This window comes from Pelagihabitans pacificus, assembly GCF_009371985.2.
GTDB lineage: Bacteria > Bacteroidota > Bacteroidia > Flavobacteriales > Flavobacteriaceae > Pelagihabitans > Pelagihabitans pacificus.
Genome location: NZ_VIKU02000001.1, coordinates 1,051,270 through 1,065,341, shown reverse-complemented (window position 1 = coordinate 1,065,341; position 14,072 = coordinate 1,051,270). Strand labels below are relative to the sequence as shown.

The following is a 14,072-nucleotide window of genomic DNA, read 5'->3' as shown; positions in this document are numbered from 1 at the left end:
AAATCGCTGTTAAATTCGATAAATGGGAGGATAATCAGAGTTTTCCGATGCTTTACGACCACGTTCGTTGTAGAAAGGCAATGAAGTTTCCGTGCATAATTTTGAGGATGTCTTGTTCGGAACAGCCTCTTTTGGAAAGCAAGGGCGGAATTTTTTGTAGGTCGGCAATCGTATCGATATCCGAAGGGCATTGCTCCTTCCCGAAACCACCGTCCAAATCGGTACCGATACCCACATGGTCGGCGTTGCCTGCCAGCTGACAGATATGGTCGATATGGTCGATCATATGTTCCAAGGTTAGCCCCATGCCCTTTGGGGTAGAAACCCCCTTCTGCCAGTGGGCAACCATCATCCAGGCATCCAGAGCCACTCCGATGACCGCGTTTCGTGCAATGAGTTCCTTAAACTGTTCGTCCGAAAATTGGCGATTGTGATCTACCAAAGCCCGGCAGTTATTGTGGCTGGCCCAAACGGGCCCGTGGTACACGTTCATGGTTTCCCAAAAACTCTGGTCGCATAAATGGGTGGCGTCCAGGATGAGGTTAAAGCGTTCAATTTCTTTCAAAAGCGCTTTTCCCTTGCTGCCGATACCCCCGACCGAGTTGGTGCCATGGGCATAAGTTCCCGGGCCGTAGTGGGCCGGACCAATAGCTCGGAGGCCTTCTTGATAGGATTTTTCGAGATAGCCCAGGTCGACGATACTGTCGGCACCCTCCAAGGTCAAGATATAACCGATCGGTTGGGTATCAGGGCTTTTTTTCCAAGCCCGCAAATGGGTCTCCAATTGTTCGCTGTTCGTGATTTGTGTCAGCTCCCCTTCCGCTTCCATCGCTCGGTACCATGCCAGTTGTCCCTGGGTTTGTGCCCAGGCCTGGTGGGGAGATTTCCAACCTGGAAGAGTACTTTCCGGTTTTACGTAGCGCGCAATTTGGGTAGCCATGCAGAGCCCGATATTGCCTTTGCGCATGGCTTCAAAGGAAACGGTATTGTGGCCACGATCAGGTTTATCGGTCATTCCCTGTTCATGCTGTCGAATGGCCTCGACCGACCAGCGGAGGTCGCGGTTCCATTCCATGGCGTTCATGGCAAGGTCTAAATGGGCATCGAATAGGAACATGTCAAATCGTGATTCTTTGATTTCTGGCCGCTACTTTCCAAGAACCGGTGACGGCCCCATCGGTGACGGTGAGTACCTCCTCGTACTTGGCCACCGTCGGACATATATGCATCGGGATGGCATAAAATGCGTCACCTACTTCAAACTCATTGGCCCTAGTGCTTCTTACGACGAGGTGCTCTTCGCTCTGTCCGATTTGTTCGCTGTCTTCCAAACCTAAAATACGTACCCGGGGAAAATCCATTTCAGGGGCAACCGATTTATGGCCAAGGTCAAAGCATAGGGTGTCTTCGGTGGGTTTGCTGATGATTCTTATGAACAGCACGGCCGCATGTAAAAAATGCATGTCGGGGAAAAGGTCCCCATACCGGGCATCCCATAATAAGGTGGTGCCAGGGCTAGCCTCCACCGAAGGTCGCTTGCTATGAATGGGAAAGGAGGGCGACCCTCCAGCAACTAAATTGGGAACTATGACCCCGTCTTTTTTGATGGCCTCCTTGAGCTTTAGTATTTGATCAAATGCGGCATTACAACGTCGGCTGCGTTCTTCGATATCGCTGTCCCGGATATGACCGTCGTACACATGCAAACCCTTCGCCACGATATGGGGGTGTTCTTCCATGGCACGATATAGTCGTACGGCCTCGGCGTCCGGTAGGCATCCGGTCCGGTTCATGCCGTTGTTGATATCGAGATACAGGAAGGCGATTTTGCTTTCTGCAGCAGCGGCCTCCCCAATCTCTCCCAACGTATGTTGGTTATCGACCAAGGTAGCGAACTGTGTGCTGGGAAAGGTAGCCATTAATTGAAAAAAACGCTGGATGTTCGACCCCACAGGCTGCATGGCCAATAATACGTCTTCGGCCTTGCACCTGCCCAATAGCTCTGCTTCGGCGATGGTGGCACACTTGAATTTTTGAATACCATGGCGTTGCTGCATCTGTACGATTTGGGCCATTTTGTGGGTCTTGATATGGGGGCGTAGCATGGAGTAGCCACCTGCCATTGAAATCATTGTCCGGATGTTTTCCTCGATACGTTCGGGATATACCAGTAGAGAAGGGGAATTGACGTTGGAGGTATCCTTTAGGGCATACCAGTTAGTGTCTGACATCATATTTTAGGTGTGAAGTTCGAACATGGCCTCGATTTCTACGGCCACTTGACTGGGGAGCATCATGCCTACGGCACTTCGGACCCCGACTCCATCATCGGGACCGAAGACGTCGGACATTAATTCGCTATAACCGTTGATGACCAGTGGTTGGTCTCCAAAATTGGGGGTACAATTCACCATTCCCAAGGTTTTTACCAACCGTTTAATTCGATCCACATCCCCAAAATGGGTGGTAATCGTTGCCAACATGGTCAACGCTACTTGACGGGCCGCCTCTTTCCCCTGTTCCAAGCCCAGGTCGTCACCCACGCGACCGGTATACAGGGTACCGTCGTTGCGCATGGGCCCCTGACCTGAAACATAGAGAAAATTATCGACCACCAAAACGGGTTTGTACAAGCCGGCCGGTGGTGGGGCCGGTGGAAGTACCAATCCCAATTCCTTGATTCTTTCCGAAGGTTTACTATTCATTTTTTAGCATTTTATAGTACGTAATTTTTAACAATACACTACTTTTTTTATCCTTTTCAAAGAAATATATCCAACACCAACACCCCCAATAACCCCATCACCCCGACCGTGGTTTCCATCACGGTCCACGTACGAAGGGTATCCTTGACCGAAAGGTTGAAATATTCCTTATAGAGCCAAAAGCCCCCGTCGTTTACATGGGAGAGCATCAAACTTCCCGAACCAATGGCAAGGACCATCAATTCTGGGCTTACACCCGAATTTGCCAATAAGGGTGCCGCTATTCCCGCCGCCGTCAAACCTGCCACCGTAGCGGAACCGACACAGACCCGGATGACGGTAGCAATCAACCAAGCCAAAATCAAGGGGGAAATAGTAGACCCTTTGAGCATGTTCCCGATATAGTCACTCACCCCACTGTCGATCAATACTTCCTTTAAGGCCCCGGCTCCGGCGATAATCAACAATACCATGGTAATTCCCGCAACCGCGCTGGACACCGAATCCATGACCTCTTTCATATTTTTACCGCGAGCCAGCCCCAAGGTATAAATGGCGACCAAAACGGAGAGTAACATGGCAATGACCGGGTCGCCGAGTATACCGGTAACTTGGGCCATCGTACTTCCTTCGGGGAGCAATACCTTGAAAATGGCCGCAATTCCAATCAAAATCACGGGTAACAAGGCTGTAAAAATACTGATAAAGGTTCCGGGCATCTCCTCTTCCGTCAATACCCTTGGATTTAAAAATTCCTTTAATGGTGTGGCCTTTATTTTTTTGATGGTTCTTGAAAATAAAGGCCCTGCGATGATAATGGCCGGGATGGCAACTACGATTCCGTATAGCAACGTTTTACCAATATCGGCCTTGAACATCACGGCAATACCTGTCGGGGCAGGGTGGGGCGGCAGGTAGCCATGGGTCACCGAAAGCGATGCCAACATGGGAAGGCCTACATAGATCAAAGGAAGTCCCGTCGCAGCGGCTACGGTAAAAACCAAGGGTACCAATATCACAAAACCCACCGTATAAAACATGGGAATGCCTACGATAAAACCAGTAAGCACCACAGCCCATTGAATGTTCTTTTTCCCAAATTTATCCACTAGCTGAGTCGTAATTCGTTGCGCGGCCCCACTGTCGGCAACCAACTTTCCAAGCATGGCTCCCAGGCCTAAGATCATGATGAGCCCGCCCAAGGTCTTGCCCAGACCTGTCTGTATCGAATCGACAACCTTGAGGACCTCCATCCCTTCCGCAACACCCACAAAAAGTGAGACGATGATAAAGGCGATAAAGGCGTTGAGTTTGAATTGGGCGATTAGGACAAAAAGGAGGATAATTCCAATGATTACGATGGCGAGCGGCATTGTTGGCTATAAATTGGATAGGTTGTAGCCCCTAAGATAGTAAAATAGAGCGACGTTGACGAACCTTAAAAAGGCTTTCGAGCCTTTCCGTCGGATACCCTTTTTTTTGTAATTTCAGGGCTGGCTAAATCAAAATTCTAACAGAAATGAAAATGAAGAAAAATACCTTTTATGTATTCTTGCTTTCCCTCCTACTAAACGGATTAATGGGATTTTCCCAAGATGAATCAACCGATCTTTGGAACGAAAAAACCTTTTCGGGATTAAAATTTCGAAGCGTTGGTCCGGCTTTCATGTCGGGACGGTTATCGGACATCGCCATTGACCCTACCAATGAAAATGTCTGGTATGCCGCGGTTTCCTCAGGAGGTTTGTGGAAAACCACCAATGCCGGTACCACTTGGAAACCACTGACCGATAAGGAGTCGTTCTACGCGACCGGATGCGTCACTATTGACCCCCATAACCACAATACCATTTGGTTGGGAACGGGAGAGAACAACGGCGGCCGTCATATTGGGGTGGGCCACGGGCTATACAAAAGCGAGGATGGGGGCAACACCTGGACGAATATGGGCCTGAAGAAATCGGAACATATCTCGAAAATCATCGTGCATCCCGAAGATCCGGACGTGGTTTGGGTCGCTGCCCAAGGGCCCCTCTGGAGCCCTGGGGGTGAGCGGGGCCTTTACAAAACCACCGATGGGGGCAAAACGTGGAAAAATACCCTGGAAAGTAACGAATGGACCGGCGTTACCGATTTGCTTATAGATCCCAGAAACCCCGATGTGCTCTATGCAGCCACTTGGCAACGACATCGAAATGTAGCCGCCTACATGGGCGGGGGTCCCGGAACCGCTTTGTACAAAAGCACCGACGGGGGTGAAAACTGGACAAAATTGGAAACGGGCCTTCCAAAGGAGGATATGGGAAAAATAGGATTGGCGATGTCACCCATGAATCCTGATGTGCTTTACGCGGCCATTGAACTAAAACGAAGAACCGGGGCCGTGTATCGTTCCGAAGACGGGGGTGCCAGCTGGAAAAAAATGTCCGATACCGTGTCCGGTGCTACCGGCCCCCATTACTACCAGGAGTTGGTGGCCTCTCCCCATGTTTTTGACAAGATTTACTTGATGAACGTCCGGGTATTGGTCTCCGAGGACGGGGGAAAAAACTTTTCGACACTCACCGAGGAGGATAAGCATAGCGATAACCATTCCCTCACCTTCAAAAAGCAGGACCCCAATTATTTGTTGATGGGCACCGATGGAGGTATTTACGAAAGTTTCGACGACGCCAAAACCTGGAAGTTCGTAGGCAACCTGCCCATTACCCAGTTCTACAAATTGGCCGTAGACGATGCGGAGCCCTTCTACAATATCTACGGCGGTACGCAGGACAACAATTCCCAGGGGGGACCTTCACGCACTTTTAGTACCCGTGGTATTGCCAACCAAGACTGGTTCGTATTATTGGGCGGCGATGGGCATCAACCTGCTACGACTCCAGGGAATCCCGATGTGATGTATGCCCAATCACAGCAAGGAAATTTGCACCGAATCGACCGTACTACCGGAGAAGCGGTGTACATTCGACCCCAATCGAAACCAGGGGAGGATTACGAACGGTTTAATTGGGATGCGCCCATTCTGGTAAGCAACCACGATCCCAAGCGATTGTATTTTGCCTCCCAAAGAGTGTGGCGTTCGAATGATAGAGGTGATAGCTGGACACCGATTTCCACGGACCTTACCAAAAATCAGGAGCGCTTGACACTACCCATCATGGGAAAAAGGCAAAGCTGGGATGCGGTATGGGATGTATATGCCATGTCGACCTATAACACCATTACTTCTTTATCCGAGTCGCCCCTGGACGAAAATATCCTGTACGCAGGAACCGATGACGGACATATCCAGTATACGAAGAACGGAGGGGATAGTTGGACGAACATCAATGTAACCCAATTGCCGGGCGTTCCTGCCTCCGCCTTTGTGAATGATATCAAGGCCGATTTGCACGATGCGAATACCGCTTACGTCGCGCTCGACAACCATAAATTTGGGGATTACGCGCCCTATCTGTACAAAACCGTGAATGGTGGCAAAACCTGGAAGGCCATTACCAACGGGCTGCCTAAAGGAACGCTGGTTTGGCGGTTGGTGCAGGACCACGTCAACAAAAATCTACTGTTCTTGGCCACGGAGTATGGCATCTATGTATCCTTTGATCAAGGAGGGAAATGGATCAAGTTCTCAAACGGTCTCCCCACCATCTCGTTCCGTGATCTGGCCATTCATAAAAGGGAAAACGATTTGATCGGGGCCTCCTTCGGAAGAAGTTTTTATGTCTTTGACGACTACAGCCTATTACGGGAAGTATCCGAAGAAATGTTGAAAAAGGAAGCCACCTTGTTCAAGCCAAGAAAGGCCCTTCAGTACATCCAAATACGTGGGGGAAGTGCTAGTCAAGGCGGAAGTTTCTTTACGGCCGACAATCCCCCTTATGGAGCGGTGTTCAACTATTACCTGTCCGACGATTACAAGACGACGGCCGAGGTACGAAAGGATAGGGAGAAGAAATTAGGAACTGGGAACGATGTTCCCTTTCCAGGATGGAAGACCGTCGAAGCTGAAAAAAATGAGACAAAACCGACCGCTATTTTAGTGGTCAAAAATGGGGAAGGCCAAGTGGTTGCCCGTGTAAACGGTCCCCTGAAAAAAGGGTTCCAACAGGTATCCTGGGATTTGACCCAACCCGTGGAGATGACATTGGATACTTCGACGGAAGAACCGGAAAATCGTAGGTTTAGAAGAGCGATCATGGTAGACCCGGGAACGTACACCGTGAGTTTGTACAAATCGGTCGACGGAACCGTTACCGAACTAGGGGATTCGCAGTCGTTTACGGTGGAACGGATCCGTAAGAATGTATTGGAAAATCCGTTGGAAGTACAGATTTCCGACTATACCGATCGATTGATCGATTTTGGAAGAGAGCTGGCGGTGACTCAACATCGTTTTCGCAAGGCGACAAAAAAGGTAAAAGCCTTTGACAATGCGTTGCGATATGCGAAAAGTGCTCCAGGGGCCTTGGAGAAGGAAGTGGCCGATTTGAAAACCGCGATGTTCGAACTTGAAGGCGCTCTATTCGGTAATTCTGCCAAGGCCGAAGTAGGGGAGAAAGACGACCCTACGGTGCAAAGTCGTTTGGGAGTGGCTCAAAGAGGGTATTTTGGGAATACCTACGGACCGACCAAGATGCACATGGAAAGTTTTGAAATGGCGAAACAACAGTATGCAGGATTGGAATCGAAACTGAGCCAATTTTTGGATACCGATGTACCAAGGGTGGAGAAAATGCTATTGGATGCCGGTGTCCCGCCCATAGTAGATTGATACCAGTCGACTTTATCGTCTTATTTAATGAAATACGGCCGCTATTATTTTGGCCGTATTTTCTTTTCGGATATTGACATTACGATACTTTTGGGGTTCGATTTGCAATCAACCAATTCAGGGTGAAGCTGCTCGGAACGTGCAACGGCATCTAATAACAGTTTGCGGACTCCCTCTTGTGGAAAGGTGTCAAAGTGGTTCACCTTGATATGACGGATGAGTTTTCCCTTGCCAAGCAGTGGAAGATAGTCGCTCGATAGTTCCGCACCGCGATTAAAGCCGAAATTAACATGTTTTGCATACACTGCAATATGACAAAAGGCGTCACGGAGTCGCTCCGACTTGGAATAAGCCAATGCAACGGCATTGTAATTATCCCATAGCAATTCATTCGTTTCGGGAACCGAGTCCAGAACAAACGTCCTCAATTGAAGTGTCAACTCTCGAATCGATGGGGGATAAGGTTCCAAAAAGGCCGATAAGGCAGGGTTTGCTTTCATTTGTCCAATGACCAATTTATAGTGTCCTGTTGGTCCAAGTCCTGAAGCTTTGTCCGGGACAGACAGGTCGGGGACCGTGTTGCGCTTTGACGTTTCCGGCTGTTCTTTGTGAAAGGCATTGTTTATAGCGATGTAAGTGATTCTTTATGCAATCGTGCCATGTCAAAGCTATTTTGTCAGTCCGAGTGTGTCGAGGACCTTTTATTGCGCTTTGACACTTCGGCCTTGCTTGGTGCAGGCGAACCCGGCGTGACATTGATGCTTCTTTTTGGCTAACGGACTTTTCTACAACTAACTATTTAAAACTTCCAACACCCTTTCGGGGGTAAAAGGCAAATGACGCAGTCGTTTCCCGGTCAACCGTAAAAAAGCATTCGCAATGGCACCGGCCACCATGGGGGTTGCCGTTTCGCCCACCCCTTCCGGGTGGTCGTAGGATGCAATGAGGGCAGTTTCGATACGATCGGGAATGTCTTGCATTCGAAGTAATTGATATGTGTCAAAATTGGACTGCTGTACTCTGCCATCTTCGATGGTAATCTGTTCCTTAAGCACGCTGCTCATTCCCATGATGATGCCCCCTTCCATTTGGGCCTTTACATTGTCGGGTTGAACGATGACTCCCGCATCCAAAGCAATCCAGAAGTTATGTACCTTGATTTTTCCCGAATTCCGGTCTACCGAAATTTCGCAAACACCAGTTCCTAAGGATCCATGTTCTACAAATGCCACACCCTTGGCCCGACCCTCTTTAACAGGTCCGTTCCAATCGGATAGTTCGGCAGCCTTTTCCAAGGTGGCCAATGCTTTGGGCGATTTGGCCATTAGTTTTCTTCGCAAGTCTACAGGATCTATTTTTTGATCCATGGCGACTTCATCCAACAAACATTCAATGGCAAACTTGTTAGGACCATGGCCTACGGAACGCCAATGCTTGAGGCGAATTCCATGGGTGGCCTCCCGCCATTCGACCAATTGATTGGGAATATCGTAATGATCGTTTCGCGCTCCGCTGGCTACTAGATTCCCCCCGTCACCGACTACACAATGGGACAAGCCGGTAATGTTAGCTGTGGCATCCACCGTGGCCTGAAGGCGTTGTAGCGATAACGGACGAAACGTCCCGTACGTAATATCATCTTTCCTGGTCCATATCAGTTTTACGGGACGAGGGGCCATTTCCATGGCCAATACGGCGCATTCCTCCACAAAATCGTTCATACTTCTTCGTCCGAACCCTCCCCCAAGATATTGTAAATGAACGGTTACTTTTTCGGGTAGAATCCCCAAAAGTCCGGGTACACCCAGCTTGGTATCGGGTCCCTGTTGGCTGCCAACCCAAACTTCGGCACTTTGTAGGTCTTCTGCCACTTGGACTACGGCATTTAGTGGTTCCATTTGCGCGTGGTACACATAGTCGTTTTTAAAATCGATCATATAGGTTTTTGACGCGGAGCGCAGCGCGTTCCCCACATCCCCGATTTCGACCGTGACCTCACCTTTTTGTCGCCGGTCTGCTATTTTTTGATATTCAGCGTAGATTTGCTGGGAATTGTAACCCGACGCTTGGGATTTGCTCCAATCGATTCGCAGCTGTTTTTTGGCGTCCAAGGCCTGTTCGAGGGTCTTGGCGATGACACCAATGGCATAATCGAAAGGGACAATTTTCAAGACGCCGTCCATAGCCAGGATTTCCTCCTCATTGGTCAAGTCGGGTTTGGCACCGTGAAGGTTTCCACGTTCCAACACCCCGTAAACCATTTCGGGCAAACGGATATCACAAGCGAATTGGGCGGTACCATCTACCTTTGCAGGGATTTCCGTTCTGGCAATTTCTTTTCCGATCAATCGAAAATCCTTTGGATTTTTCAACTGGTCCTCCGCGAAATCGGGCAGGGTCTCGGGCATCTTCAAAAAAGGGACCAATGCGCCATAACCTATTTCGCGATTTGTTTTTTGATGAACGACTTGGCCGTTGGTAGCGCTCAATTCCGAAAGGGGAACATCCCAGTGATCGGCGGCGGCGGTCAACAGAACATAACGCGCCTGTGCCCCTGCTTTTCGCATTGTCGAATAATAACTATTGGTGGTGCGACTACCTACGGTAAACATAAGTTTGCTGCCCGGTCTCCATCCCTCACCGCCATAGATTTCCGCCTCCTGCGGTGAAAATTCGACTTTTACCTTAGACCAGTCGGCATCCATCTCTTCGGCAAAAATCAACGGAAGGGACGTCATAGACCCTTGTCCCATTTCAGCGGCGGGATTGTAAATGGTCAGCTCTCCCGCTTCGGTCAATTGCACCCATGCGGTCAGCCGATGTTTCTCCAACTGTTCCGCAAGTTTTTTTGGTTCCTTACAGGAAATCAACTGAGGTAAAATGCCGGAAACCCCAATAAAAAGGGCCACGCCACTGGAGGATTTTAAAAACTGCCGACGGTCGATGCGCTTTGAAGTAATTGACATAACGTTTCTTTATAAGGATTAGTTTGTCGGGATTTTTGCTCCAGCCGCTAGTTCAATCGCTTCCAAGATGCGGAGATAGGTACCACAACGGCAGAGGATACCGTTCATGTATGTTTTGATTTCTTCCCGTGTCGGATTGGGATTTTCTTTCAACAGGGCAACTGCCTGCATGATCTGACCGGACTGGCAATAACCACATTGTGGCGCTTGGGCCTCGATCCATGCCTTTTGGACAGGATGGTCCCCATCATCGGACAGCCCCTCGATGGTTTTGATTTTTTGTCCTTCGGCAACAGTATCAACCTGCAGGATGCATGCTTTCATGGGGGTATCGTCTACATGGATGGTACAGGACCCACATTGGGCGATACCACAGCCATATTTAGTGCCCGTAAGGCCCAGATGTTCACGGAGTACCCAAAGCAGGGAGGTGCCCTCCGAAACGTCGACCTCATGTTTGATATTGTTAATATCTAGCGTGTAAGTGGCCATTGTAATGTGTTATTTTAGGGTTAAGTTACAGAAAAAGAAGGGAGCAATAGCTATAAATCAACTATTTTGAACGGGGCTAAGGGAGTTTCCCTCCCACTTGCCGAACTAGGGTCACTTAGTATTTCGGGAGCCTATCGCTTTCTTTGGTTTTTTTTGGTCTCAGTAAGTTTTAGGACTTCTTCCGAGTGAAGGGTAGAATAGAAAGTATAAAACTGTTTTCTTCCTATGGTTTTACGAAAAGTCATTGGTCTAGCTTTTTGCTCATTACCCAGTTTTTGTAGGTATTCGATTCCATCGGGAAGTCTACCATCCCTAGGGTGGTATAGCCTTGTCTTTTGTAAAATGAAATCGCCCTGTCGTTGTGGACATAAACTTCGAGGTTCAATTCTTTATGTCCTCGTAAGGCTAGCTGCTTTTCCACTTCCTTCAACAAGCCGTATCCCATTCCCTTTCCATAAAAGCGTTCGAGCAGATATAGCTTGCTTAATTCGGGTACAGAAATGTTTCTTATAGGACAGTTGCTCTCGTAAATGATTTCCGCGACTCCGACCGGATTTTCATTAAAACAGGCCAAAAGCACTCGGTCGGGATGCGCTCTAATATTCTTTTCAATCAGTGATGCAGCGAATCGATTCGTGATAAAATTGGCAAACTCGAATGTAACCCCCTCCACCGCGTATGTTTGAACATAGACCGTTTTCAATAAAACGGATATTCGCAACGAATCGGATGGTATTGCTTTTCTGAATGAAATTTCAGCCATATGCTGTCTTTGATTCAATCGAATATATGTTCCTCATAGTCGCCCCACCAGGTTTTAATGTCGATTTTAGGTTTTCTACAGATATATAGGGGAATCCCATTTTCCTCCCCGATGGCGTATTTGTGATAGATTACTTTCACCAGTGAAATCTCTTCGAACACCTGTTCGACCGTGGGTGTCTCGTTCCCCAAGCTGATCCAGACGGCTGCCTCTTTGTTGCCGTACCCCCAGCTCCAAAAACTACCGTGTCTGCTAATCGGATTCGGGAGGCCGTATTTCTTTCCAAGTATCTTGAGGGCACCCGCCTCCCCATAGTTTTCGGCCCATAAAATGCAATTGTTTCTCTCCTCGGGAGGTAGCGATTGGTATACACTATCGACCAGTTTCACCTGTTCTTCCCAACCGAACATGTCGGCATAATCCCCCGTAAGTTCAATACGCCCCTCCTCGTTTTCTTCCAGACCCCAGTATTTCTCGAATTTACGGATGGGCAATACCGGGGTCGCCTCGGGAATAAAATAGAGGGATGGTAATACTATAATACCCGCTATTATATAGGTCCATACCGGTTTCTTGGCAAGCAACGCCTCGATTTTTACCGCCCCCCCGGCAAACAAGACAGGATAGATGGCATATACATAGTAGGCCTTGGACTTTAAGATCCAGAGAGTGCCGAAGATTACCAAGGCCGCTACACCAACGGTCCTATATTTTTGCAAAGTATTATCGAACAGAAATGCGTAAACGCCAAGCAGACTTACTGCCAATGTAAAAGGAAGTTCGAGTTGTTGCAAAACAAAATCCCAGGGACCAATCGCTTCAAGCTGGTTTTTATTCAATGCTTGAAGGTGTCTCAGAAGTGGAAAATCGTTTTGGAACTGCCAGATGATATTGGGCAGGAAAATCAACAACGCCAAGAGTCCGGAAAGATAGAACCATTTGTTTTTATATACCTTCCCTTTTTCATGGAAAAACAAGCCTACCAAGAGGCCGAACGCCCAGACCAGCATGGTATATTTATTTAATAGACCTAAGCCTAAGGTTATTCCCAGGAAGAACAGCCACTTTTTGTTTTGTGAGTTGATCCAGCGGATGACAAAATAAAAGCCGAGCGTCCAGAAAAATTGGTCGAAAGCCACAGGTTGGAACAAGGTATGGTTTCGGTAAAACGGAAGAAAGGCCAGCACACAGATTCCAGCGATCAATAGCGCCTTTGACCTTCCGCCCAGTGCTTTGGCGATCGAACAGCATAGCACCAGAATCGCTACCCCGGCCAAGGTCGGAAACAATCGAACCCCAAAGAGGGAGTAGTCAAAAATCCAAAATGCTATTTTACCCAGAAACCCAATAAAGGGGGGGAATTCCATAAATCCCCAATCCAAATGCTCGCTCACGGACAAATGAAGCAGCTCGTCGCGATGAAAACCATAATTGCGATTGCCAAAAAACTGGATTGTCAATTTAATAATGGCAAGCGGTAGAATGATAGGGAGATAACGCTTCATCGTTTGGGCTCAAGGTTCAAATCTTTTTTCGATCAGTGGGCAGCGGATGTACTGCGGTAAGGAAATAGCGGTTTATGATAGACCCTATGACTTAGTGATAAAGTATTGTTTTGAGTACGTGGGAAACGGCATTCAAGCGTGCCTGTGTCTTTTCGTTGGCATCCACAATCACCCATGGGGCATGAGCGGTGTTGGTTTGCTCGAACATTTTCTCTTTGTACCTGCTATAATCGTCCCAAAGGTCTTGGGCCTTCTCATCTACCGGGGTCATCTTCCAGCGTTTTAAAGGGTTCTTTTTTATCTCCTTAAACCGTTTTGCCTGCTCCTTTTTATTGATGGAGAAATAAAACTTGATAAGGTGGGTGTCCGACTCGATCAACATTTTTTCAAAATCGTTTACATGCGACATGAAGATGTTGTATTCCTTTTCCGTGCAGAATTTGTTCACGGGTTCTACCACGGCCCGATTGTACCAACTTCTATCAAAAAATACGATTTCCCCCGGTTTGGGAAGCTGGTTGATATAACGTTGAAAAAACCATTGCTTTCGTTCATCATCCGAGGGGATGTCAAGGGCAACGATGCGAAAATGCCGTGGGTTGATATATTCGGTTAATCTGCGAATCGCGCCACCCTTTCCTGCGGCATCCCGACCTTCGAAAAGAATGACCACTTTTTGGTCATTTTCTATTACCCAATTCTGAAGCTTTATAAGCTCCTCCTGTTTTTTTCGTAACTGGGTTAGGTATCGGGCCTCTTTCAGGGCACTTTTCAGATTCACCTTTTTGTTTCTCAACAGTGCGTGAAGCCCCACTTTGGAATTCAGGAGGGCTACATCTTCGTCCGTTAGTTTCATGTTGGTCATGG

At 48.2% G+C, this 14,072-nt stretch carries 11 protein-coding genes; 1 reads left to right on the top strand and 10 read right to left on the bottom strand.

Annotated elements, in window-relative coordinates:
- Positions 1-52: 52 nt before the first annotated feature.
- Genes FK220_RS04690 through FK220_RS04675 form a run of 4 tightly spaced genes read right to left on the bottom strand, consistent with a single transcriptional unit; the run spans position 53 to position 4,078 of the window.
- Positions 53-1,117, bottom strand: coding sequence for a dipeptidase (locus FK220_RS04690; protein WP_152573106.1), 1,065 nt, complete (start codon positions 1,115-1,117; stop codon positions 53-55).
- 1 nt (position 1,118) lies between these two features.
- Positions 1,119-2,234, bottom strand: a complete 1,116-nt coding sequence (locus FK220_RS04685) for a D-TA family PLP-dependent enzyme (RefSeq protein WP_238718895.1) — start codon at positions 2,232-2,234, stop codon at positions 1,119-1,121.
- Between the two features lie 3 nt (positions 2,235-2,237).
- Positions 2,238-2,705: a RidA family protein gene (locus tag FK220_RS04680; RefSeq protein WP_152573105.1), complete on the bottom strand. Its 468-nt coding sequence runs from the start codon at positions 2,703-2,705 to the stop codon at positions 2,238-2,240.
- 56 nt (positions 2,706-2,761) lie between these two features.
- Positions 2,762-4,078 carry a gluconate:H+ symporter gene (locus FK220_RS04675; protein WP_152573104.1) on the bottom strand — a complete coding sequence of 439 codons (1,317 nt, stop codon included), beginning with the start codon at positions 4,076-4,078 and terminating at the stop codon, positions 2,762-2,764.
- A 146-nt stretch (positions 4,079-4,224) separates the two neighbouring features.
- Between FK220_RS04675 and FK220_RS04670 the strand changes: the two genes are divergently transcribed.
- Positions 4,225-7,479 carry a VPS10 domain-containing protein gene (locus FK220_RS04670; RefSeq protein ID WP_152573103.1) on the top strand — a complete coding sequence of 1,085 codons (3,255 nt, stop codon included), beginning with the start codon at positions 4,225-4,227 and terminating at the stop codon, positions 7,477-7,479.
- A gap of 44 nt (positions 7,480-7,523) precedes the next feature.
- Here FK220_RS04670 and FK220_RS04665 read toward each other — a convergent pair whose 3' ends face one another.
- The 6 genes from FK220_RS04665 to ppk2 all read right to left on the bottom strand — a co-directional run bounded on the left by FK220_RS04665 (position 7,524) and on the right by ppk2 (position 14,061).
- Complete coding sequence (locus FK220_RS04665; RefSeq protein WP_152573102.1) at positions 7,524-7,979, bottom strand: DUF1801 domain-containing protein; 456 nt, start codon at positions 7,977-7,979, stop codon at positions 7,524-7,526.
- Positions 7,980-8,270: 291 nt separating this feature from the next.
- On the bottom strand, positions 8,271-10,445 hold the full coding sequence (locus FK220_RS04660; protein ID WP_152573101.1) for a xanthine dehydrogenase family protein molybdopterin-binding subunit: 2,175 nt from the start codon (positions 10,443-10,445) through the stop codon (positions 8,271-8,273).
- A gap of 18 nt (positions 10,446-10,463) precedes the next feature.
- Positions 10,464-10,937, bottom strand: coding sequence for a (2Fe-2S)-binding protein (locus FK220_RS04655; protein WP_152573100.1), 474 nt, complete (start codon positions 10,935-10,937; stop codon positions 10,464-10,466).
- 241 nt (positions 10,938-11,178) lie between these two features.
- Positions 11,179-11,700 (bottom strand): GNAT family N-acetyltransferase, encoded by a 522-nt coding sequence (locus tag FK220_RS04650; protein ID WP_152573099.1) that lies wholly within the window; start codon positions 11,698-11,700, stop codon positions 11,179-11,181.
- A gap of 14 nt (positions 11,701-11,714) precedes the next feature.
- The gene (locus tag FK220_RS04645) at positions 11,715-13,205 is read right to left on the bottom strand and encodes a glycosyltransferase family 39 protein (RefSeq protein ID WP_152573098.1); all 1,491 of its coding nucleotides are present in this window, start codon (positions 13,203-13,205) and stop codon (positions 11,715-11,717) included.
- Between the two features lie 91 nt (positions 13,206-13,296).
- Positions 13,297-14,061 (bottom strand): polyphosphate kinase 2, encoded by a 765-nt coding sequence (gene ppk2 / locus FK220_RS04640; protein ID WP_152573097.1) that lies wholly within the window; start codon positions 14,059-14,061, stop codon positions 13,297-13,299.
- Positions 14,062-14,072: the final 11 nt, after the last annotated feature.

Excerpts from the sequence above, each read along its gene's own strand:
- FK220_RS04670 (WP_152573103.1), top strand. The coding sequence starts at position 4,225 with ATGAAAATGAAGAAAAATACCTTTTATGTATTCTTGCTTTCCCTCCTA.
- FK220_RS04680 (WP_152573105.1), bottom strand. The coding sequence starts at position 2,705 with ATGAATAGTAAACCTTCGGAAAGAATCAAGGAATTGGGATTGGTACTT.
- FK220_RS04660 (WP_152573101.1), bottom strand. The coding sequence starts at position 10,445 with ATGTCAATTACTTCAAAGCGCATCGACCGTCGGCAGTTTTTAAAATCC.
- FK220_RS04650 (WP_152573099.1), bottom strand. The coding sequence starts at position 11,700 with ATGGCTGAAATTTCATTCAGAAAAGCAATACCATCCGATTCGTTGCGA.
- FK220_RS04690 (WP_152573106.1), bottom strand. The coding sequence starts at position 1,117 with ATGTTCCTATTCGATGCCCATTTAGACCTTGCCATGAACGCCATGGAA.
- FK220_RS04685 (WP_238718895.1), bottom strand. The coding sequence starts at position 2,234 with ATGATGTCAGACACTAACTGGTATGCCCTAAAGGATACCTCCAACGTC.
- FK220_RS04665 (WP_152573102.1), bottom strand. The coding sequence starts at position 7,979 with ATGAAAGCAAACCCTGCCTTATCGGCCTTTTTGGAACCTTATCCCCCA.
- FK220_RS04645 (WP_152573098.1), bottom strand. The coding sequence starts at position 13,205 with ATGAAGCGTTATCTCCCTATCATTCTACCGCTTGCCATTATTAAATTG.
- FK220_RS04675 (WP_152573104.1), bottom strand. The coding sequence starts at position 4,078 with ATGCCGCTCGCCATCGTAATCATTGGAATTATCCTCCTTTTTGTCCTA.
- ppk2 (WP_152573097.1), bottom strand. The coding sequence starts at position 14,061 with ATGAAACTAACGGACGAAGATGTAGCCCTCCTGAATTCCAAAGTGGGG.
- FK220_RS04655 (WP_152573100.1), bottom strand. The coding sequence starts at position 10,937 with ATGGCCACTTACACGCTAGATATTAACAATATCAAACATGAGGTCGAC.